This window comes from Bacillus sp. GS3m_15504, from assembly GCF_055825275.1.
On the sequence record NZ_JBVVNL010000002.1, the window covers coordinates 479,137 to 502,324 of the forward strand.

Sequence of the window (23,188 nt, forward strand, 5' to 3'; positions counted from 1 at the left end):
CTTATTTTCATTTAATATTCTCTACTAATGCCTTGAACTGTTTCATTCCACCAAAATCTATCGTTATTTTTAAATGATTCAAAGTTATGTTGATAATGATCTCCATACCAAGGATCCATATAGGTAATATAGTTCATATTATTCATACCTTTAAAATAACCATCTAACACAAGAAAATGACCAATATTCCCTCCGTTTTTCCAATTAATTAGTGTAATCATTGGTTTATTGCTATTAATTTGGCTTCTAAACTCATCATAAGAAAGAGTTCCTCTATTAATTGTTGAAGTTAAACCAAAATAAATAAGGCCATTTTGTATTTCTCTAGAAGTAGCTGGATAATTGTATAAGCCTCCCTTTACATATCCTACAAATTGCTGTTGTGTAGTTGGTTGCCCAAAATAGTTTAAAACAGATACTGAAGTACCTGCCCAACACCAATTAGACTGCTGTTGTTTAATGTTAGGAACATTTAATTTAATAGTTGTTGTGGAATTAGGTGGATTTCCATTTATAAATGCCGAAGCAACATATACTTTTTTACCGTTTTTAAAAAAATAAAACCAGCGATTATCTATACTTCCAGTCCAATAATCTTTTAAACTTTCCCCATATTCCCAACCATTGAAATAAACGGTTTGATTTCCTTGAAGAACATCTATTATATTTCCGTTTGAATTTTTATTATCACGCACATTTACCCCGATAGGGGCAGTTAAATCTGAAAACTCAACTTCCTCGGCAAACACATCATTGACATTAGAAAAGTTCCATACAGATAAAATGAATGCAACTATAATTAAAATTCTTTGTGCAAGTTTCATCTTCTCATATCCTCATATGGTATGTTTAAAACACTATTAAAACGAAAAATTAAGTTACTTAACTTTTTAAAATTTCAAGTACACACTACTTTTTTATAACCCATGATGTAACGCCCCTTTCATTTTATTTCTATACTATTTTAATTCATTCTAATATCCGCATAATCCCTCTTGAAATTCTAATATGTAATAAATATGACACAATTAAAATTTGGTTCTGGAATGCTCCCTAGCTAGCAAATAGGGGCATAAAATGTGAGACAGGTAGTCAAACATGGCTGGTATAAGAAAATAGTAGATAGAAAAGGAATCAATCAATAATAAATTATAAAAATACCCCTAGAGAAGTCTGCAGGCGTTTTTTATAGATGAAATCTTCAAAAACATACCTTCAACTTATTAGCTTCAATATTCTGAATTTGTTTTAGAAATAGACACTACTCTATAAATATGAATATGCAATTATTCATATTTATAAAAATATTTTAAAAGTAATTGTATATTTAAGTTTGTAATTATATTTTTTATTTTACTTATATTGAAGGGGGAAGATGTATGAAAAAAACTGTTATTACATTATTTGCTGCAGGAACAATGTTAGGTGCGCCTTTTTCAACTGCGTTTGCAGAAGAACAAGCATCTCAAAAAGAAGTAATGGATAAAATGGAAGTGCAACAAAAGAATTGGAATGAGGAACAAGGAAGTCCATCATTTCTTTCAGGTGAATTATCTGATAAGAAGGTAGAAACTCAAAAAGCAGTGAAAGAGTTTCTAGAAGAAAATAAAGAACTATTTAAGGTAAATCCACAGACGGATTTAACACTAAAAGAAGTGAAATCTGATGATTTAGGTATGAAACATTAAATTTATACAAGGTCTGTAAATAAGGTGCCAGTTGATGGTGCACAATTTATTGTTCATACAGATAAAGAGGGTAAGGTAACAACAGTAAATGGAGATGTTCATCCAGCTGCTGCAGAAAGTTTAAAAGGTGATACAGAAGCAAAGATTACAAAAGAAACAGCTCTTTCAAATGCTTGGAAACATATTAAACTTACAAAAAATGATACTTTAATAAAAGTAGATGGAAATACATTAGACCAAGTAAAAGAAAACTTAGAATCTACAAATGAAAAAGTAGATTTAGTTGTATATGAAAAAGACGGAAAGTATTATCTAACGTTTAAGGTGCAACTGCAATTTATTAAACCTTACGGAGCAAACTGGCAAATCTATGTGAATGCAGAAGATGGATCAATCATAGATTCATATAATGCAGTTACAGACGCAGATAGCCCTCAAAAAGGTTATGGATATGGAGTATTAGGCGATTGGAAAGAACTGAATACAACCTTTGATAGTGTAAAGGGGAAATACTATTTAAAAGACACAACAAAGCCTATGAATGGAGGCTATATTGAAACATTTACAGTAAATCATAGTGATGCAGATTATCCAGTTAACTATCGTCTCCTGGATGATGATAATGCTTGGATAAATAAAAATCAAGGACCTGCGGTCGATGCTCATTATAATGCTGGAAAAGTCTATGACTACTATAAAAATATTCACAATCGAAACAGTATTGATGGGAAAGGGAAAACAATTCGTTCTGGTGTGAATTATGGAGTAGATGTAAACAATGCATTTTGGAATGGACAGCAAATGATTTATGGAGATGGTGACGGACGTGAATTTATTCCGCTTTCTGGTTCTCTTGATGTTGTCGCACATGAATTAACTCATGCTGTCACACAGTATTCAGCAGATCTTCGTTACGTAAATCAATCAGGTGCATTAAATGAATCGTTCTCTGATGTATTTGGATATTTTGTTGATCCTGCAAACTGGGATTTAGGAGAAACTGTGTATACGCCTGGTATTTCTGGAGATGCACTTCGTAGTTTATCAAATCCCGAAAAATATGGACAACCTTCTCATATGAGAGATTATCAATACCTTCCAGCAACTGAAGAAGGCGATAACGGTGGAGTACATATTAATAGTGGTATTCCGAATAAGGCCGCATATCTGACAATCAATGCTATTGGTAAAGAGAAAGCAGAAAAAATCTATTATCGTGCATTAACAACTTATTTAACACCAACAAGTGATTTTAAACAAGCTCGTACAGCTTTATTACAATCTGCAGCTGATTATGATGGCTATGGTAGTGTAGTATATAAAGCAGTAGAAGATGCTTGGAATCAAGTGGGCGTAAGGTAACTTAAAATCCATTTATAATATTTTTATGCTGTTGAAATTTAAATCATAAAAGGACCTATTTCTTGTCATATACAAGTAGGTCCTTTTATAGTTTTATTTATATTTGTAAATCATTATAATTAGTATAACGGATAAAAAGGGGAGTCTTATTATGAATATTTCATCAAGTGGAAGCACTCAGGTATTAGATCAAACAATGATTTTGGTAGGACTGGAATCCAATCTAGCAATGATAGAATTTAACTTAGATACAGAGGTAATTTGGGTAAATGATCACTTTGCGCAAGCTTTGGGTTATACAATCAGTGAAATGAAGAACATGGTACATAAACAATTTTGTCCCCATAATTTTGTAAATAGTAGTGAATATAATCAGCTATGGGAGAATTTAAAGAAGGGAATTAAGTTTCAAAAGAAAATTCAGAGAGTTGGTAAAAAAGGCAATTTAACTTGGTTTGAAGCTACCTATATTCCAATTAAAAATGAACAAGGGGTAGTAGATGCTGTACTAAAAATCGCAACGGATATTACAAATCGTGAAAATCAAACAAGAGAAGTTGTTTCACATTTAAAGAATTTATCTATAGATTTAGGAAGTAAGGTAGACGTTAATTCTAAGGAAAATATGAAAGCGTTACAATCTTTAAAAGAACAGATTAATTTAGTAAGTGAAATCGCTCAAATGATTAAGGACATTTCTTCCCAAACTAATATTTTATCTTTAAATGCAGCAATTGAAGCGGCAAGAGTAGGGGAACATGGACGTGGATTTGCAGTAGTGGCAGAAGAGGTAAGAAGATTGGCCAGTAATGTTGATGGTGCAATAAAAAAAATAAATTTAAATGTAGAGAGTATCACCAATGGTGTAACTATTGTTAGGAATGTGACTGAAAAATTACAAAGAGAAGTGATTAATAATCAAACTGAAATTAGTAATACCATGGAAGAATTCGAAAATATTGTGGGATAAATATAAGCATAAAGAACTATCTGTTGAAGTTAAGTTATAAATTATACATAAAAAAGAAATGCATGTCTTATATGCCTTTCAAATTATTACTTTTTTCTAAAGTTTTAATAATTATGTTTAAAATGGAGTTTTAGTATTTGGACAATTGGATAGAAGTAACTGGCGAGGTTCTAGCATTTTATTCCCACATAAGGGATGAAAGCTTAGGTATACATGTAAAATGGCTAAACAAATAATTTTTTTGCATATTTTGTTGGAAATAGAGCATGATATTACCAAATTCAACGGAGGTGTTTAAAAAATGCAAATTCGCGAAAATAATAATTCAAACGAAATCTTAATAGCAGCTGCAGCAAGTGCAATTGAACAAATGAAATATGAAATTGCTCAGGAATTTGGTGTTACACTTGGACCGGATTCAACAGCAAGAGCAAATGGTTCAGTAGGTGGAGAAATTACAAAACGTTTAGTTCGTATGGCGCAAGAGCAGTTATCTGGTCAATATAAAATTCACTAAGGTTAAAGGTATATCCCATTGAAGGGATATACCTTTTTTATTTGCTTTTAAAGAGGGCTGTTCAATTTTTTATTGTTGGTTCAGTTTAGACACTGCAAATTTCGCTGTGAAATTCATTTTCTTCATGTAAGAAGAATTTACTCCTGCTTGAAATTGAACGGAAATATTACCGTCTTTTTGTGCTGTGAATACGCGACCGTATGGTGAATTAGCATTGTATGTGCCAATTACTTGATTATCTGCATCAAAGACTGTATAAGAAATTGGGAACCCGGAATTTTGTACAAAGACCGTAAGTTCGTCCCCCATATTAAGATTAAATGATTCTTTTTGAGAAACTTCATAGGAACTCATAGAGTAATATTTTGTAACTTCTTGCATTTCTAAATTTGTAGTTGCCGCACTCGCTTTAGGTGCCTCTGTTCCCGGTAAATTCATACCTGATAGTACTGCAATTCCTAATGCCCCTGCTAAAATTACTTTTTTCATAATGTTAGTTCCTCCTTTAATATATTGTGAGTTTTGAAAAGGAAGTGAAAATATCACTTCTTGAAACCATTATAGTTACAATGAGAATTATTTTCAATAGGGTTAAATATGTAATTCTGCATACATAAGACGTCGATATAAGGGAATCTATCTAAAGTTTAAAGTATTCTTAAAGAAGGAGAGGGAAAATTTTAAAAACTATGAATGGGATGGTAACTGTTTTTTGCATGCGTTGGTCTCAGAAGTAAATATTTAGTAGGCTTTCTTTTTGTGCATTATATGTAAATAAGCATTCGAATGTTGATAAAGTTGTATAATTTGGAATTATTAAACAAAAACGAGAGATTGTATGCTATAATAAAGCTGCAATAAGGTTCATCATCCTAATCTTATTGTGTATATTAAGCCTATGTATGTCGTTTGTATTAAAAAAAGAAGTCTCTCAAAAAGAGACTTCTTTTTTTGGATGGAGGGGGATTACAGATGATGGATTATTATCAACCTTTTTTATTTACCATGGCAGGTATTTCCTTGTTTTTTTATATACAACATGCTGGGAAACCAACGAAAAGAAATAAATGGAAATTTATTGGTGTAATATTTTTATTTTTCCTTTTGAATTATTTATTTCTAAAATTCGTATAGGTAATGGTAAGAGGGAATATGTTTTTTTTGTTCTAAAATTACAGTAAGAAGAACTTTTAAGACAAAAAGAGGGTTACAGGAAAAAGTCCAAGAACTGTCATAATTTCTGTGCAAGTTTAATAAATTATCATGCAATAATTTAACTATAGAGTTATTTGGATGTAATGAAGATAAATGAATAGTTGAGTATGAAATTATAAAATCTTGTATTCAATTGTTAATTTTAGTTATACGTGTTTAGCCTTCACTTACATCCATACTCTTAAATATAGTAAGAAATTCAATAGGAGGGGACTAGTAGTATGAATAAAAAAATTTTAGGGCAGTTTAGAAAAATGGCTACAAATAAAAAAGGGTTAAGTGCTGCTGCAGTAGCAGTGGGAATTATGAGTACAACTCTTATTCCTCAAAATGCCTATGCACATGGGTTTGTTGAAAAGCCAGGTAGCCGTGCAGCTTTATGCAGTCAAAATTATGGAGCGCTGAATTTAAATTGTGGAAATATAATGTATGAACCGCAAAGTTTAGAAGCTCCTAAAGGATTCCCACAGGGTGGACCAGCAGACGGGAAAATTGCTTCAGCAGGAGGTCTGTTTGGTGGGATTCTCGATCAACAAACAGCTGATCGATGGTTTAAGAATACGATTAAGGGCGGAGAAAATACCTTCACTTGGAAATACACAGCTCCCCATTCAACAAGTCAATGGCACTATTACATCACGAAAAAGGGATGGGATCCAAATAAACCTTTAACAAGAGCAGACTTCGAGTTAATTGATACTATAAAACACGATGGTTCTAAAGCATCTAATAATTTATCACATAAAATCAATGTACCAACTGATCGTAGTGGGTACCATGTTATTTTAGCTGTTTGGGATGTAGCTGACACTGTAAACGCTTTCTATAATGTGATTGATGTGAATCTAATAAATGATGAAAAACCAGATAAAGAGGCACCAACTCAGCCATCTGAACTACAAGTAATAAAAGCTACTTCAAATAGTGTAGAACTTAATTGGCAACCTGCAACAGACAATGAAGGGGTGAAAGAATATCAAGTGCTACGTAATGGGGAATTAATTAATACTGTAGTCGGTACAAGTGTAATTGATAAAAAATTAAACCCAAATACAGAATATACGTATACAGTAAGAGCAGTAGATGCTGCAGGAAATATATCTGAGGAAAGTGAAGCACTAGTTATTAAAACAACAGAGGAAAAACCAGATACAGAAGCACCGACCCAGCCTAAAGGATTACACAGTATGGGAACCACTACAAGTAGTATTGATTTAATGTGGAGTCCATCGGAAGATAATATAGATGTGAGCCATTATATTGTATACAGAGAAGTTGGAGGAGTCATGAAAGAAATAGGTACTGCTAATACAACTTCATTTATGGACAAAGATTTGCAAGCGAATACAGCATATAAGTATGTAGTATCTGCTGTCGATACATCTGGTAATGAATCAATGAAAAGTGATGCCATCACAGTTACTACAAAAGGACAAGAAAACTCTTATGAACAATGGGATGCGCGTAAAGCGTATAAAGTAGGAGATAGAGTAGTTCATGAGGATAAGGTGTATGAGGCAGTTCAGAGTTATCAAGGGAATGGGGATCCAAATTGGATTTTTGCATTGTCATTATGGAAAGAAGTAAACTAATGATGGCAATAGTGAACCCCTTTAGTTTTTAAATAATGGCACAATTATAAGAGAAGGTATTCCTATTTTTTAACTCTTAAAATTGTTTGGATATCAATTTCTGCATTTTCAATATCTATTAATAGGGGACGAAACTAAATAAGAAAACTATTATTCAAAGTACCTAATAAGAATAAAAAGATTAGGTACTTTGAATAAATATTTGATAGATAATAAAAACAATAAGATATGAAGCAATCTTATTATTTAATTTGCCAATGTAATTGGCGCTGTGTACATTGTATCAACGTGTCCACCTGCATGTATTACTTCAACTTTCATGCGATATGTTCCTGGTTCAGAAATTGCTCCACCATTGCCAGTCTCAGCATAAAGATCTTCATATACATTTGTTCCAGCTGGTAATAATGAACCATAGCGAAAATCAGCGTCATAATAATCCCAACCAGTATCGTATTGTTTTTCAAAAGATGCTGTGTAATGTACATCATATGCATTATCATTTGTTGCTCGTAGAATGATATTTTGTCCCAGTCTGTATTTCGTATCTGAAAGTTGAATTGTGAAATTATTTAATGTTTCTTTAGGACCGCATATGTAACGACAATATTCGCTCGCCCCATCAGCATGAGCTTTCGGTGTTTCCACATTCATTACTGCTAAACTGCCAAGAGCCAATGTTCCCGCTAATACTACTTTACTAAATGTTTTCATTTGAAATTCCCCCTGAGTATGTTTTTAATTCATTCAACAAATGTCACATCAAGTAGTTTTATAACATTAAGCAAATTGAATGCTCTTTTTTCTTGAGTACATTTGTTACCAATCCTCCATCTTGTAGTAATTCAATCTGTACATAAAATTTCATGGTTTTAAATCCTATATATGTATCTTAATGTACATTAAATAGATCCTTTAATATCTCGATGATACGTTTTGTTTATTTACTTGTATCATCTCTCATCTACCTTTTATTGGTAAAATAATGATTTCATTATACATAATATTGGAATCTACTAACAAGAGACAATAAATTTGATCTATCCATTATCGAGAAATAAAGGAATTAAATAAAAATGTTTTATACAAATGTTGCAGATGCTCAGTTTGTATAGTTTTTCTTATTACGGGGTTCTTTTTGGTCTATATAATTTTAGTTATTTAAAAAGTTTAAGCATCTGATAATTCATGTAATGCCTTAATGCTATTAAATATTTCATCATGTTGATAGTAAATTCTGTTTTATTTACTATCAACAATTCTTTTGCATACATACTCAACGAAATTTATTTTCAGAGGCATTCCGAAAATAGAACAGAGGTTATTAATATATGAATGAAAATATCAATGTATATCTGTATATAACAATTATTGTATTTTATGTTAATATTAATATGATAGGAAAGGAATTATATAAGGCGAATGAAATAATCTGTAATAATAAATTATAGGAATAAGGGGATTATAGTATGAAACTAACAAAAATGCTTTTAATAGGAGCTACACTTGCTACGACGACATTAACATCGTTAGCAAATGTACAGGCAGATACAGCATTTAAAGATGTTCCTGCAAATCATTGGTCTTATGATGCAATTATGCATCTAAAAGATAAAAAAGTGATAGCTGGCTATGGAAATGGAATGTTTGGATTAGGCGATAATATTACGCGAGGACAAGTAGCTCGTCTGCTATATGTGTATCTACAGCCATTACTTGTAGGTGATAGGTTTGAAGATCAATTTAAAGATGTAAAAGGTACTATGTTTGAAAAAGAAATTTATGCTGTTGTCAGTTCTGGTCTTATGAATGGATATGGGGATAATGAATTTGGACCAAATGATATTTTAACTCGTGAACAATTAGCGGTAATTTTACAAAAAACATTTAATTTAAAGCAACAATCTATTACTACTTTTAATGATGTGGAAAAAAATTATTGGGCTACTGAGGCGATTAGTGCCCTGCAAGAGAACAAAATTGTTATGGGCACAGGTAACAATTTATTTGAGCCTAAAAAAGTAGTAACTCGTGAGCAGTATGCACAGTTTCTATATAGTGCAATGCGTAAGTTAGAGAAGCCGGGACAACCTGAAGTAATGCCGTTGGGGATACCGAGATCCATGGTGACAGAGGATTTCACTTTTGATAAATCGTTGGTTGATATTGTTCCTGTGTATAGTAAATCTGTATCTAAAGAGGCACAGAATCTCATTAAAGAGATAAATGAGAAATATAATCTAGATATAAAGTATTGGGAGACAAGTGCTGTACTATATTTAGCTTCATCTAAAATGTTAAAAGAAAATAAAGATTGGTATGGACCATTGAGTATAGATGAAAAGGGCGGTAATAATTTTACTATTAGCTTCGAAAATTATAACCCATCTATTGAGTTGACGAAAAGATGGGTTACTATGATATACCCTGATTTAAATCTAGACAAAGAGATTGATCGATTGGTCAAAAATGTAAATGTGGAATATGCATTTGATAAAGGCCGACATAAAATAAAAATGGGACAAACAGCTAATTATAAGGGCTGGTACATTTATATTGGTGAATAATTAACCTTTTACAAGGGTTTAAACTGATAGAAGAAGTTATTATTGTGATTAAAGAAGCAAGTAATTGGATAGAAACAAACATTCACTCTATGTAGTGTAGATTTTTAATAGAGTATATAAGATAATGTTTAGTTATTCCATATAGTACTGTTGGGAATCAGTATTGTATGAAAAATGTAACGTTTAGGAGCTAATTTGATTAGGAAAAATAGAAACGATGAAGTTTATAAAAGAAAATAGAGAAGAGCATTTTCGTGAATTAATTGCTAATAACGAGCAGGAAATTGCAAAAAGAAGAGTTAATCAAAAATTAACTCTTCTTTTTATTTAAAATTAAACTTAATTTCTATATCCGTTATACCACAGTTTATTAATTAGTTTGTGCATAAGATTAATTTTTACTATAAAAGAGATTTAAACGGGGATAAATTAGCATTCGTAAACCAAATTTCATAGAAAAATAGTTCTTCTTATAAAAGGTGTTTCTAATAATTATTTTGTGATTATACATTTAAAATTAGGTGATAAAAACTAATTGGGAGAAGTAAAAGTGTTGAACTACTCACCACTTAACGTCCTTACGGACTGTTTGAAGTGGGAGATTCCTGCGAACACCGATGTATCCAAAAGTTATCTTAGCAGGCTCTGCCCGTAGTCCCTACGGTGAAAACATAAGTATCTTGTACGTTGACTCACCACGCTTCCTACTTTAGCTTGGTTTTCGCAACTTCAGCAAACGTGGGGAGAAAGAACGTTGAAGATTTTACGGTTGCAACGTTTTTCTGCAACCAACCTCATATCTTCAGTTTTCAAAGAGCAATCTGTACAAGTATATGGTAGCAAACATGTTGGCTTATGCCAACCGACATTCATCTCCCACCTAAAATTGGTGTTTTACACCTTCACATTTTTGAGGAAGGAGTCTTCTGTCGGAAAACGATAAATTTTTAATAGACATTTGTTAATTTAGCATCTCTAAATGGAGGAGTGTAAAATAGATTTAATTACATTAAAAGAGGCATACATATTATTAGGGTTAACTAAAAAATGAAATATAAAGGATATTTTAGGTTAGGAAAATTTAAAAGGCCTTGTCATTATAGACAGGGCCTTTCCAAAAAGGGACACAATTGACAACTGAAGGTGACTTCATATTACCATTTTTGGCATTTAAATTCCAGGTATCCATATTGAGAAATAAAATGATTATTTTTGTAGAGTGTGAGATGGGGGATACTGCTTATCAATTTTGCAGGATGGGAAGGCAAAAGCAGAATTTTTTACTTGCTTTAAACAAAGGATAGGAGAAGTATTTTAGCTTAGTAAAGCGTGTTAATCATAGATCAAAGTTATGTAAAAAAACTGTTTTCAGGATAGGTGTCCTTTTTGTTTTAAGAAGAGAAAATATTTTCTCAACAGGACAAATCGCAATCATCTATAAGTACTAATTATAAGGATAATAAGAAAAATAGAAATTAATAATAAAGGAGAATGCGAAATGAAAACAGTAGTAACTGATAGAAATCTAGCTGAAATCCGCGAAGAAGACGTAGATGTTTTAAAGGTAATGGCACATCCGGTTCGATTACAAATTGTAAATGAATTAATGAAACATAAAATGTGTAATGTTACGCAGTTAACGGAAATATTAAAACTCCCACAATCTACTGTTTCACAGCATCTATCAAAATTAAGGGGAACTGTACTTCGTGCAGAAAGAAAGGGATTAGAGATGCATTATTATATAGATAATGCTAAAGCTCGTGAGATTGTTGGAATTTTAGGTTTGTAGGTTAATAAAAAGTAAAAAAATTTCCTGTTATTAAGTAGGGAACTTTATATATAATAATTCTATTTTATGAGGATTCCTGTTTAAATAAGAAAATATTGTTCATAGAATTTCTGTACCTTTCAAAGAAGTGTAATGAAATAAGATCTACTAATTTGTTTTCAATAGAGCTTATAATTATGTTTATGTTATTAAATGTTTTTTGGGTTGTCTATATTGATGGAATTTAGCTAATTCATAGGAAGATGTGAAGTAGGTTTATTATTTTCTTTATAAATAATAAACCTACTGTATTAACTGAGTTTTCTTATAAGAATTATAACAAATTATTTTAGTAATAAACAGACTTGAAGTCACTTCCTAATAAATCGTAAAATTTACATGTAAGGTAAAAATAGGAATATTTGGAGGTTGTTATGAAAAGGTTATTAGCAAAATCATTATTAGGTATTTCGGCATTTTCTCTATTAACTACATCATTTTCTATGAGTACGCAAGCAGCGACTCATGAATTAGATAATGTACCGGTTATTAATGTAGAAACAGTAGAAGATAGTAAAATTGAAGTGGCAGAATTTAATCAAGTAGAACGATTTGCATTCCCATTAGCCATTCCTGTGATTATTTGGGGAGCTAGAGGCGCACAAGTAGTTCATAAGGTATGGAAAGCAGGTAAATTAGTTACAATTGGATCTGCTGTTGGTATTTCTGGAATGAAAGCACAAGATGTCATTGGTAAATATAAAAAAGGTGCTATTAATAAGGAATTTCCAGGCTCAATGAAAAATAAAACGGTGAAGGAGATTGAAGATTTAGCTAAAAAAGGAAATAAAGATGCGAAAAAGGCAAAAAAATTACTAACAGATAAGAGATTTAACAAGGGTGATAATAGAAAATGAGTATAATTACTAAAAGTGATATTTTAAATACAGTAGATTCATTTTTTTCATATGAAAGACCTAAGGATAAATCATCAGTAAAAATTTTAAAGCCAAATGGGAGATTACTTTCTTTAAAGCAAAATAGTCAAGAAGATAATATAGATAAAATTTGGTATACCAAGTTTCAAAAATTATACTCTAATAATGCAGTTGTTAATTGGACGGATTTACCTAATAGCCAGTGTTTAGAGTATAAGGTTTTAGCTCACAGTAATCAGAAAGTTTTAGATGATGATATTGAGTTAATTAAATTATTAGGCGGAAAAAGAGTAGATTTAAGGATCTTTATTAGTTTACTAGGAAATTATTATTACTGTATGTTAGAGGAAACTAGCTATATTAAAGAAACAGACGAATGGAATTTCAATAATATAAGTGATAGTGGACAATACGTTAAACTTCTAGAAGAGGCTAAAATTTTTATGGATAAAAAAGGGTTTAGTTATATCTCTAAAGAGTTATTAAATACTACATTAGAAGGTATAGAAACAGAATATATTTCTTGTAATAAGGTCACTTTATTTAATTGCTTATTCTCTGAATTTGAATCTATAGATTAATAATAGGATGATACCTTTCATTTTGATTAATAAGCTATGAGAAACTTTCTTAAAACAATATTAATTATTAGGTTACTATCAAATAGATATATAGACTAAAAAACCTTCCTTAATGGAAGGTTTTTTAGTGCTTAATTTAAGTAGGATGGGAATAATATGTAAAAACCTGATAGTATAATATATAATTTTAGGAGAGTAAAAAATGTAGGAGAGACCAATTGAGTTATCCATTAAAGGAGATTGCTACATGTATAATTGTAATCAATGTGGGACTGAAATAATTACGCAACTGCAAGATAGATATAGAGAATATTGCCCGAAATGTGAAATGCCTAGGCCGAGTAGCTTATTGTACTATAATCTATATGAGCTATTAGGATATATGAAAGTTAATGAATACTTGAGTAAGGAAAGTATGCTACATAACTTTCTAAAATGGGAATTTGAGTTAACGAAAGGAAATATATTCAAGTTGTATTTAGATGTAGACAGATATGATCAAGTCGGTGATGAGAATTTTACAAAACAGTTAAAAACATATATGAAAGGGCTCCGTTCAAAATTAAATGTCAAATATGAAGATGATTATATCTGGGTTAAGGTTAATTAGTAGGCAAACTACTTATAGTGTGTTCTAGTTTGAAAAGATAGTAAGAAATAGAGAGGGGACTAATAGTGATGGAAGATTTACAAAAGGCAGTAATAAGATTTCGAGATGAGAGAAATTGGGGACAATTTCATAATGCAAAGGATTTAGCCATTTCATTGAATTTAGAAGCTGCGGAATTGCTTGAGACTTTTCAATGGAAGTCCAGTCAAGAAGCAACGGAGACTAAAATGCAGGAAATGAAAGAAGAAATAGCTGATGTAATGATTTACTTGCTGCTGTTAAGTGACCAATTAAATATAGACTTAGAAGAGGCTGTACGCTCTAAGTTAATAAAGAATGCAGAGAAATATCCTGTAGATAAAGCATTTGGAACGAGTAAAAAATATAATGAACTGTAGAAGGAATGATTAAAGTTTTATATTTTTAAAATATTTCTTGATATAAACATACATCTTTTATAATATATAGGTATATTATTAGTTTAACTGATTCCGTTTATTCCCACACCTGATGTGTTGTGGTTGAGTTGTAGAAGTAAGTTTTGTTCTTACTTTAATTTTGAAAGGGCTTCTTTGAGCCGATTAGTGTAAATAGCTTATTTTGCTGTGCACAATTAATCGACTTGAGGAGGCCCTTTTTGTTTTGGGTGAAACAAGTATGAAAATGTATTTCTGTATACAATAACAGATTAAAAAAGGAAATTTATATAAGGGGAGAACCATTACAAATAATTTATTTGTATATAAGGGAATTAGGAGGGGGATATGTTTTTTTTAATGTATGAATAGTTCATTGTACAGTTTTATTAATTAAATAATAATGAAAGATAGGTGGGGATGAGTATGAAATTTAAAACAGAGGAACAATTATTAGCATTTACGGAAGGAATTATTGGGAAGAGTTTTAAAGAAATTGATACAAAAGGACTCTTACAAGGAAATAGTAATGATAAAGGAATACTAGGTAAGGTTGTTGAGACAGGATTTTACGATTATGAATTAAATAATTGTCCTGAGGCAGACTTTGGAGAATTAGGAATTGAGTTGAAAGTTTCTGGTTTTAATAAACTTCGAAATGGATCATGGTCGGCAAAGGAAAGAATTTCTTTAAGCATGATTAATTATAAGAATATTATTCATGAAGAATATGAGTTTAGCAAAGTTGTTTCTAAGAACAAAAAATTGCTCATTATTTGGTACGAATATATGAAAGGTGTTCCGTATGGAGATTTTATTATTCGAGATTTTCAACTCTATGACATGTCGCAAGATGAAGCAATAATTCGAAATGATTTTTACACAATAAAGCAAAAAGTGCTAGAAGGGCTTGCTCATAAATTGTCTGAGGGCGATACCGTTATTCTAGGGGCGGCCACAAAAGGACAGAAAGGACAAAAAGCAGAACAGCCTAATTCGGAAATCTCTGCACCTACAAGAGCATTTTCCTTAAAAAATTCTTTCTTTCGTGGTGTTTTGAGAAGCCATGTAGAAAGAATGGACAGAGGTGAAAAATCTAATATATTTGTCACACCTGAAGGATACATTTGGAATCAACTAAAACCGTATAAGGGGATGAATCAATTAGATATATTAAATCTTTTTGAGAAGCGTAATCCAGCAAAAAAATACCTAACAGTATTAGTAAAATAGTATCTAATAGGATAGTAGGTGCAGATAAGGAATTACCAGAGAAGCATGAGGTATTCAGTAAATCTAATTTTTAAATTAAAAATATATCAATTCGAGAAGATAACAGTCCTATAGAAAAAGCAACGTTCAGAACTTTGCAACTTGCAGATTTTGGAATTTCTTGGGAAGAGTCTTCCTGGAAAATATTTGGTATTCTCGTTGTATTATAACCTTGTATTGGTCGTGAAATACAGAAGAAATGTATTTGATGATGATATGTCAGACTATGCAAAAGATATGTTTGTTCGACTATCTGAAAGCTATAACATCACATTAGTTGAATGGAATCATGATATAGATCATGTTCATATTTTGTTCAAGGCACACCCTAATACAGAAATGACAAAATTCATCAATGCTTATAAAAGTGCAAGCTCTCGACTTATCAAGAGAGACTTTCCACAAGTGAGAAAGAAACTATGGAAAGAGATGTTTTGGTCAAGAAGTTTTTGCTTACTAACTACTGGTGGTTCATCAATAGACGTAGTAAAAAAATATATTGAAAATCAAGAGGGAAAGTGAGGTGAAATGATATGACAAAGCATAATAAAGCATATAAATTCCGTTTGTATCCAACAGGAGACCAAGCACATCTTATGCGTAAAACCTTCGGTTGTGTACGTTTCGTGTATAACAGAATGTTAGCCGAACGGAAAGAAGCGTATGAAAAACACAAAGATGATAAGGAACAACTAAAGAAACAAAAGCTTCCCACTCCTGCGAAATACAAAGCAGAATTTGAGTGGTTAAAAGAAGTTGATTCATTAGCATTGGCAAATGCTCAACTAAACTTGCAGACTGCCTATAAGAATTTCTTTCGTGGTCAAAATGACTTCCCAACATTCAAAAGCAAAAAAGACAGAAAGTCTTATACAACGAATGTAGTGAACGGAAATATTATGTTGCTTAACGGTCATATCAAATTGCCGAAACTGAAAATGGTACGTATTAAACAGCATAGAGAAATACCACAAGACCATCTAATCAAGTCATGTACGATTTCTATGACACCTACTGGTAAATACTATGTGTCTATCTTGACTGAATACGAAAAAGAGATTGTACAAAGAGAAGTAGAAACAGTTGTTGGATTAGACTTTGCGATGGATCGATTATACGTCAGTTCTGAGGATGAGAGAGCCAATTATCCTAAGTTCTATCGTGAAATGTTAGACCGATTAGCAAAGGCACAACGAGTATTATCAAGAAGAACAAAAGGTTCTATTCGTTGGAATAAACAACGTATCCGTGTAGCTAAGTTACATGAAAAAGTAGCGAACCAACGTAAGAACTTCCTTCATCATAAGTCTAAAGAGTTAGCTACTCATTTTGATGTTGTAGCTATTGAAGATCTAAATATGAAAGGAATGTCGCAAGTACTTCATTTTGGAAAAAGTGTCGCTGACAATGGTTGGGGTATGTTCACTTCTTTTTTAGCTTATAAATTACATGAACAAGGCAAACAACTTGTGAAAATAGACAAATGGTTTCCTTCCACAAAAACATGTTGCAGTTGTGGAAATGTAAAAAATATGTCATTGTCTGAGCGAGTATATTCTTGTATATGTGGTGTAAATCTCGATAGAGATTATAACGCAGCTATCAATATCAAAAATGAAGCAATACGCCTATTAGCGTTAACATAGATAGCAATAAAATAACCCTTGGAACGAGGGAGTTAGCTCGGTTGTCTTAGGACGAATTCGTTAGCTATCAAAAGTAACGACTAACCGAGAAGCCCCCACTTCAAACAGTCCATTAGGACGTTAAGTGGCGGGTAGTTCACGGTTACATTTACTCCTGAAGAAGTGGATGAGTTTGAAAAAACTTATAACATGATAAAGGAGACAATTGAAACAGGCGACATTCGTAAACTTCCAAAAGCTTCACATGATGTAGGAAAGGAGCTTAAATTGGTTGTTTCAACAAAAGGAAGTGGTACAGGGGGCTATGAGAGATTTTTTGATGATACAAGAGAAACATGCTTTATGTTAAATAAAGATTTTATTCATCAGAAGTTTAATGAAGCTGTGATTCTAAAGTAGATACGTAATTGATTTACGAATTAAATTACAGCAAAACAATCATATAGAAGTTTCGTAGACGACATAAACGTTCTGATTATAAGAGGAGAGAATGGAAGTTTACTGTTAATTAACAAAAAACGTATCAATTGATACGTTTTTTTGTTGTTTTTCTAGTAAATATGAGGTACGATTTGAAAGGGGAAAGAATTTTAATGAATATTAGCTTTCAAAATAGGGAGACAAAAAAGCACACTAATTTTACAATCGGGGAGATTGAGCAGTACATATTAGAGTTTAAAAAGTTAATTAAAAATAACCGATTTACGGTTTCTCGAAATGAAAAAAGGAAAGAGAATAGTGAATTTTTAGAGGCAAATAAGATTAACGCTAGTAAGGTGAAAGAGATTCTTCTTAATATAGGAGTACGTGATTTTTGTTATGCAGTTGATAATAAAAATCCAAATTTTGCTCATGAAAAATTATATATCTTTTGTCCACAATATGAGTTAGATAATTGGGGACAAAAGAAGTCAGTAGACATATATATTAAGATGAATCTAATTGAAAATAAGGACAGGAACAAATACATGATAGTTGTTTCTTTTCATAAAAGGAATAAATTAGTCACTTATCTTTTTAGGTAAAGATAAGTGACTAATGGTTTTAAAATGAGGGAGGATTTTTATGTTGGTTTTATGTGAGTTTTGTCGAGATATGGTAAAGTATTCTACTAAAGATGTTCCAAAAGTGACAGTCATTAGAGGGAAGCAATATCATTACGTAGGTAAAGAAGCAAATTGCGAGGAGTGTAAATCTGAAATATTTGTTCCTAACATTCATGATTATAATTTAGAACAATTAGATCATGCTTATAGACAACAGGAACAGTTAGTTACTATTTCTGAAATAAGAGAAGTTTTAGAAAAATATAAAATTGGAAAACGTCCATTGTCTTTACTTTTAGGTTGGGGAGAGGTTACCCTAACAAGGTATGTAAATGGAGATATTCCGACAAAACAGTACTCGGATATATTGAAAAGATTAGATAGAGATCAATCTTTTATGCTAGATATTTTGGAAAGAAATAAAGATTTAATTACTCAAAAAGCATATAGAGTCTCTAAAGAAGCAATCGCAAAGCTACAGGAAAATGATGATATTATTTCTACGCAGACTACGAAAATCGAGGAAGTTGCTAACTATTTGCTATATAAGAATGATGATGTTACTCCTTTAGCTCTTCAAAGACTTTTATACTATGCGCAAGGATTTTGTAAGGTGTTTACTGGAACATATTTATTTGAAGATGATTGTGAAGTAGGAAGTCACGGCCCGGTATATCGAGTTATTTTTGATAAATACAAAGGATATCAGTACGACAATCTTGAAGTTAATTATGATAGTACAAATCAGTTAACTCAAATAGAAAAGGAACTATTAGAGTGTGTAGTTAATACTTTAGGGTGTTATAGTGGGAATAGTTTAGAGAAAATGATTCTATTTGACTTACCATGGGTAGTAGCTGATCTAGAATCAGAAGATAATGATATGTGTAAATCTATCTTAGAAAAAGAGGAGATAGATAATTGCTTTAACACAATGAAACAGGCATATAATTTAGTTACTATTTCTGATATTAAACAATATAGCATAAGAGTATTTGGTAATATAAACAAGTAAATATTGTAACTATATCATTTTTAATATGATTGATATATACATTTTTTACTGTTAAACAGAACTCTGTAAAGGTATTAAAAGATAATACAAATTACAAAATATTAGGAGTACAGAATATAAACACTTTTACCACGATGTAAATATGCATATTAAATAAAAAGTAAAGTGAATTGATACATTATATGGTAAAATGATATATATGAATGCGCTTTATGAAATAAATTTTATGCTTTGGACCTTTAGCTCAGCTGGTTAGAGCAAACGGCTCATAACCGTTCGGTCGTAGGTTCGAGTCCTACAAGGTCCACTTATAAACAAGGAGAAAGCACTCAAATGAGTGCTTTCTCCTTGTTTATAATAAATAAAGGGGATTGTGACATGAAAATAATTGATTTAGAGACAGAAAGAAAAAAGAAGGAAAAATTAATGGTAACTATTCCAATTATAGAACTAATGTATGGAGAAAAAGGTGAAATTGAATTTAAAGTAGTAGGAAAAAAAGTTGTTCCACAATCCATGTTTAAGAATTAAACTACTTTTATTTCTTATAGACTGTAGGGTCGTTATGTGGGAGATTTCTAAGTATGGAATCCTTGTGGATACTAATAAAAGGAAAAATTAAAAGTTATGTTCGAAATGGAGGTGATTTTGTAGTGATAATGGTAGATTTCTTGTAAAATACACAAAAAGACCGTCACAGTATTGTGACGGAAAATAAAAAAATTCTGATGGCTTAATACTATCATTGTTTATTTGGAGTTTTTAAAGCATCTAACACTATTTTGGTTGCTTCTGCAATAAGCTTATCATCGTATTTAGCATCCTCTTTATCATGATTAGAAAGTATTGCAAGAACAATTGGCTTTTTATTTGGTGGCCAAATAATTGCGATATCATTTCTGGTTCCATAAGATCCCGAGCCAGTCTTATCAGCTACTTCCCATCCTCCTGGAACTCCAGCACGAATTAAGTTGTCTCCCGTAGTATTTCTTTTCATCCAATCTATTAATAAATTCTGTTTCTCAGTTGAAAGTACATCTCCTAGCGCGAAAGCCTGCAGACTAGTAGCTAATGCCTTTGGGGTACTAGTATCATGAGTCTCTCCTGGATGCACTTCGTTTAATTCTGGTTCAAAACGTTCAGGGTTTGTAACAGTATCTCCTATTTCTATCAGTGATTTTTTGAATTCACTTGGCCCACCTAATTGTTTAAGAATAAGATTTTGTGCAGTATTATCACTATATCGAAGGGAAGCATCTGCAAGCTCTTTCAGGGTCCTACCTGTATCAACATACTTTTCTGTAATTGGATTGTAATTAACAAGATCTTCACGAGTATACAAAATTCTTTGATTTAGATCTTCTATTGATTTCTTTTGTAAAAGTACTCCTACGGCTAAAGCTTTGTGGGTAGAAGCGTATGCAAACCGCTCATCTGATTGATAAGTAACGGTTTGATTCGTATCAGTGTCCAAGGCATAGATACCGAGTTTAGCATCAAATTCTTTTTCAAGCTTAGCAAAAGAATGATTAACTGTATTTTCTTGTTTGGCTTGTTTAGGTGGTTCAGATTGAGTATTACTATTGGAACAGCCTATAAGCGTTGCGCATGAAAGAAATAATACAGGTACAATCTTTTTGTAAGGTAACATGTTAAAAAACTTGTTCAAGACTATCATAAATTTTCAACCTCTTTCAAAAATATATGTTTTTTTCTAGGTGTTCTAAATATCAATCCAATTAAAGAATGTATAGGGTAACACTCTTTTTGCATCACTCTTATCATAAACACCTGTTTTATATGTATAATTAATAGACAATCTAAATAGCAAGTTTGTTCCATTTAAAGAAATAAGAAGATGTTATTAGAATTCATTACCTTAAACAATAGACATTTAGGGTAGAGGGAATTTATTTTAATTCCATAATTGTGGAAACGTTAAAGTAGAAATTTAATGTTTTTTGTAAAAAAGAATTGACTTTTAATTTTGTTGTAACTAATATAGTTACATAAGGTGTAACTCATTTGGTTACAACAACTTCCTATTTTAAGAAAAAAGATTTATATATTTAATTAAGGATAGCTTAAGGATAGCGGACTATACATTGTCTTCCAGTGCAGAAAATTACTACTATATTAACAACTATGCATATTCTGAACAGTAGTGTTTTCTGCTTCAGAGCTATAATGTGCAGTGTTATCTTTTATAAATAATTTTAGTGATCTTTTTTTGGAAGGATTAGTTTTTGGGGAAAATAATAAGGTTTCTAAAAAAGATGCACTTTTACAAACCAAAAAGCTAGCTAAGAAATTTTAAGTGATAGCTGAACTAGCTAATAAAAATAAAGGTAGGAGATTTAAATGGAGAAAAAACAAGATAACCTTATATACGTATGGGACGCATATTGTGGATGGTGCTATGGTTTTTCAGAAAGTATCAAAGGATTTTACAAAGAACACACTGAAATGCCGTTAACAGTTTTATGTGGGGGGTTATTTTTAGATGATCTACCAATAAAAAATTTCTCATATATAGAAGAGGGAAATAAAAGAATTAATCAACTTACAGGTGCAGAATTTGGTCCTTCTTATCAAAAATTGGTGGAAGAAGGGACTTTTAAAATGAATTCGAAAGATGCTGCAATTGGCTTTTCAGCTTTACGTTCATTAGCGCCAGACCGTTTGTTAGAATTCACGTCGGCTATGCAAAAAGCGTTTTATTATGATGGACAAAGCCTAAGTGATCCTGAGACATATCGTAAGATTGCAATTGAACATGGTTTGGACCCTGAACAAGTATTAGAGCGTTTAAATGCACAAGAAACCATTGTAGATGTCCAAAATGATTTCAATAAGGTTCGACAGCTTGGTGTTAATAGTTATCCTTCTTTACTTTTACAAAAGGATAATCAAATTATTCCTATTGGTGGTGGAGTAATGACGCCAGATAAAATTGAAGCACGATTTCAAAATTTATATTAAGAAAAAGTAGGCTATAGTAGCAAACATGTTAGTTGATGCCAACCGAAATACATCTCCCGAATATTTGCTGGTGCTATTACACTTTTAGGTGAATTGAAGAGGGAGCTTCTGTCGGAACAAGATAAAAATTATGTTAACTAGTTAATAACTTTAACAAAAGGAGAATAATATTCTATGTTTAAAACAATCGATATAAATCAAAAAGATGTAAAATTGACGGTGTTTAGTTCAGACGAAAAAAGTTTTATGGTCACTGCAACTTTGGTTGAGAAAGCAGGACATGCATTTTTAATAAACTCAAAATTTACTCAATCTGATTCGAAAGAAATTGTGGGTTATTTGAAAAACAATAACTTATCTCTAGATAAAATCTTTATTATCCATGGGGATCCTGATTACTATTTTGGGTTAGAAAGTATTAAAGCTGCTTACCCAGGTGCCATAGCGTATGCTACACAGTCTACGGTTGAACATATTCTTCATTCTGTATTAGGGAAATTGAAAGTTTGGAAAGATGCACTTGGAGAAAATGCACCAAGTAATGTGGTATTACCTCAAGTCTTTAAGGAAAAATCTATTGATTTTCAAGGACTAACATTTGAACTAGTAGGCTTAGACGATTACAGAACTAGCTTATTTAACAGAGAACTGAAATTATTAATTGGTGGTATAGATGTATTTAACGAAATCCATCTATTCTTAGCAGATACTAGTTCAAAAGCAGCAATGGAGGCATGGATTGAGAACTTGAAAGTGTTGCAGGCTTTAAATGCTGACGTAATTGTACCGAGCCATGGATTAATTGAAAAATCCTTAGATAATCATGCGATTACTGCAACTATGGCTTATTTAAGAACGGCAATTCAAGCTTCTGAGGAAAGTAAAACTTCAAAAGATTTTGTAGCAAAACTTGAAACAGCATATCCAGGCTATGCTAATAAAGGTGTATTAGAATTAAGTGCAAAAGTTGTAACAAAAGAAATGCCTTGGGGTTAATGAT

The 23,188-nt window shown here is 31.6% G+C and carries 22 protein-coding genes, 1 tRNA gene and 2 pseudogenes; 21 read left to right on the forward strand and 4 right to left on the reverse strand.

The annotated features are described in order from the left end of the window. Positions 1-11 precede the first annotated feature (11 nt). Positions 12-824, reverse strand: coding sequence for a papain-like cysteine protease family protein (locus AC0L0O_RS21670; protein ID WP_473786102.1), 813 nt, complete (start codon positions 822-824; stop codon positions 12-14). A gap of 555 nt (positions 825-1,379) precedes the next feature. On the opposite strand from AC0L0O_RS21670, the pseudogene AC0L0O_RS21675 reads away from it, so the two are divergent. The 4 genes and pseudogenes from AC0L0O_RS21675 (at position 1,380) to AC0L0O_RS21690 (ending at position 4,537) form a co-directional block, all read left to right on the forward strand. After that, positions 1,380-3,050, forward strand: a pseudogene (locus tag AC0L0O_RS21675) (M4 family metallopeptidase). 229 nt (positions 3,051-3,279) lie between these two features. Then, positions 3,280-3,594, forward strand: a pseudogene (locus AC0L0O_RS21680) (PAS domain-containing protein); the annotation flags it as partial. Positions 3,595-3,723: 129 nt separating this feature from the next. Further along, positions 3,724-4,020: a methyl-accepting chemotaxis protein gene (locus AC0L0O_RS21685; protein WP_418910478.1), complete on the forward strand. Its 297-nt coding sequence runs from the start codon at positions 3,724-3,726 to the stop codon at positions 4,018-4,020. 301 nt (positions 4,021-4,321) lie between these two features. Beyond that, on the forward strand, positions 4,322-4,537 hold the full coding sequence (locus AC0L0O_RS21690; RefSeq protein WP_001167047.1) for an alpha/beta-type small acid-soluble spore protein: 216 nt from the start codon (positions 4,322-4,324) through the stop codon (positions 4,535-4,537). 69 nt (positions 4,538-4,606) lie between these two features. Here the strand turns inward: AC0L0O_RS21690 and AC0L0O_RS21695 are convergent, their stop codons facing one another. After that, a complete protein-coding gene (locus tag AC0L0O_RS21695; protein WP_000755789.1) occupies positions 4,607-5,026 on the reverse strand; it encodes a hypothetical protein in 420 nt (139 codons plus the stop codon). 947 nt (positions 5,027-5,973) lie between these two features. On the opposite strand from AC0L0O_RS21695, the gene AC0L0O_RS21700 reads away from it, so the two are divergent. Further along, the gene (locus AC0L0O_RS21700; protein WP_473786103.1) at positions 5,974-7,344 is read left to right on the forward strand and encodes a lytic polysaccharide monooxygenase; all 1,371 of its coding nucleotides are present in this window, start codon (positions 5,974-5,976) and stop codon (positions 7,342-7,344) included. A gap of 246 nt (positions 7,345-7,590) precedes the next feature. Here AC0L0O_RS21700 and AC0L0O_RS21705 read toward each other — a convergent pair whose 3' ends face one another. Further along, positions 7,591-8,058: a hypothetical protein gene (locus AC0L0O_RS21705; RefSeq protein WP_473786104.1), complete on the reverse strand. Its 468-nt coding sequence runs from the start codon at positions 8,056-8,058 to the stop codon at positions 7,591-7,593. A 755-nt stretch (positions 8,059-8,813) separates the two neighbouring features. Between AC0L0O_RS21705 and AC0L0O_RS21710 the strand changes: the two genes are divergently transcribed. From AC0L0O_RS21710 to AC0L0O_RS21775, 14 genes are all read left to right on the forward strand, one after another. Next, positions 8,814-9,911, forward strand: coding sequence for an S-layer homology domain-containing protein (locus tag AC0L0O_RS21710; RefSeq protein WP_000778958.1), 1,098 nt, complete (start codon positions 8,814-8,816; stop codon positions 9,909-9,911). A gap of 1,498 nt (positions 9,912-11,409) precedes the next feature. Continuing rightward, positions 11,410-11,703 carry an ArsR/SmtB family transcription factor gene (locus AC0L0O_RS21715; protein ID WP_326043091.1) on the forward strand — a complete coding sequence of 98 codons (294 nt, stop codon included), beginning with the start codon at positions 11,410-11,412 and terminating at the stop codon, positions 11,701-11,703. Between the two features lie 413 nt (positions 11,704-12,116). Beyond that, the gene (locus AC0L0O_RS21720; RefSeq protein ID WP_473786105.1) at positions 12,117-12,599 is read left to right on the forward strand and encodes a hypothetical protein; all 483 of its coding nucleotides are present in this window, start codon (positions 12,117-12,119) and stop codon (positions 12,597-12,599) included. Then, a complete protein-coding gene (locus tag AC0L0O_RS21725) occupies positions 12,596-13,201 on the forward strand; it encodes a hypothetical protein (protein ID WP_473786106.1) in 606 nt (201 codons plus the stop codon). Before AC0L0O_RS21720 ends, AC0L0O_RS21725 begins: the two co-directional genes overlap by 4 nt. A gap of 247 nt (positions 13,202-13,448) precedes the next feature. Beyond that, a complete protein-coding gene (locus tag AC0L0O_RS21730) occupies positions 13,449-13,811 on the forward strand; it encodes a hypothetical protein (RefSeq protein ID WP_088119881.1) in 363 nt (120 codons plus the stop codon). 68 nt (positions 13,812-13,879) lie between these two features. Beyond that, positions 13,880-14,209: a nucleotide pyrophosphohydrolase gene (locus AC0L0O_RS21735; protein ID WP_000389844.1), complete on the forward strand. Its 330-nt coding sequence runs from the start codon at positions 13,880-13,882 to the stop codon at positions 14,207-14,209. Between the two features lie 444 nt (positions 14,210-14,653). Continuing rightward, entirely contained in the window at positions 14,654-15,460 is an 807-nt protein-coding gene (locus AC0L0O_RS21740; protein WP_473786107.1) for a MutH/Sau3AI family endonuclease, read from the forward strand. 186 nt (positions 15,461-15,646) lie between these two features. Beyond that, a complete protein-coding gene (gene tnpA / locus AC0L0O_RS21745; RefSeq protein WP_473786108.1) occupies positions 15,647-16,021 on the forward strand; it encodes an IS200/IS605 family transposase in 375 nt (124 codons plus the stop codon). Between the two features lie 11 nt (positions 16,022-16,032). Beyond that, positions 16,033-17,145, forward strand: a complete 1,113-nt coding sequence (locus AC0L0O_RS21750) for an RNA-guided endonuclease TnpB family protein (RefSeq protein WP_473786109.1) — start codon at positions 16,033-16,035, stop codon at positions 17,143-17,145. A 162-nt stretch (positions 17,146-17,307) separates the two neighbouring features. Next, positions 17,308-17,544, forward strand: coding sequence for a hypothetical protein (locus AC0L0O_RS21755; RefSeq protein ID WP_473786110.1), 237 nt, complete (start codon positions 17,308-17,310; stop codon positions 17,542-17,544). Between the two features lie 194 nt (positions 17,545-17,738). Beyond that, positions 17,739-18,170 carry a hypothetical protein gene (locus AC0L0O_RS21760; protein ID WP_473786128.1) on the forward strand — a complete coding sequence of 144 codons (432 nt, stop codon included), beginning with the start codon at positions 17,739-17,741 and terminating at the stop codon, positions 18,168-18,170. A 40-nt stretch (positions 18,171-18,210) separates the two neighbouring features. Beyond that, on the forward strand, positions 18,211-19,206 hold the full coding sequence (locus tag AC0L0O_RS21765) for a type II toxin-antitoxin system antitoxin SocA domain-containing protein (RefSeq protein WP_473786111.1): 996 nt from the start codon (positions 18,211-18,213) through the stop codon (positions 19,204-19,206). Positions 19,207-19,439: 233 nt separating this feature from the next. Next, positions 19,440-19,513, forward strand: a tRNA-Ile gene (locus AC0L0O_RS21770). A 71-nt stretch (positions 19,514-19,584) separates the two neighbouring features. Beyond that, positions 19,585-19,737 carry a hypothetical protein gene (locus AC0L0O_RS21775; RefSeq protein ID WP_153597078.1) on the forward strand — a complete coding sequence of 51 codons (153 nt, stop codon included), beginning with the start codon at positions 19,585-19,587 and terminating at the stop codon, positions 19,735-19,737. A gap of 211 nt (positions 19,738-19,948) precedes the next feature. Here AC0L0O_RS21775 and bla read toward each other — a convergent pair whose 3' ends face one another. Then, complete coding sequence (bla, locus tag AC0L0O_RS21780; RefSeq protein WP_473786129.1) at positions 19,949-20,875, reverse strand: class A beta-lactamase; 927 nt, start codon at positions 20,873-20,875, stop codon at positions 19,949-19,951. 692 nt (positions 20,876-21,567) lie between these two features. Here bla and AC0L0O_RS21785 point away from each other — a divergent pair. Then, positions 21,568-22,188 (forward strand): DsbA family protein, encoded by a 621-nt coding sequence (locus tag AC0L0O_RS21785; RefSeq protein ID WP_000412577.1) that lies wholly within the window; start codon positions 21,568-21,570, stop codon positions 22,186-22,188. Between the two features lie 174 nt (positions 22,189-22,362). Then, the gene (locus AC0L0O_RS21790) at positions 22,363-23,184 is read left to right on the forward strand and encodes an MBL fold metallo-hydrolase (RefSeq protein ID WP_473786112.1); all 822 of its coding nucleotides are present in this window, start codon (positions 22,363-22,365) and stop codon (positions 23,182-23,184) included. Positions 23,185-23,188: the final 4 nt, after the last annotated feature.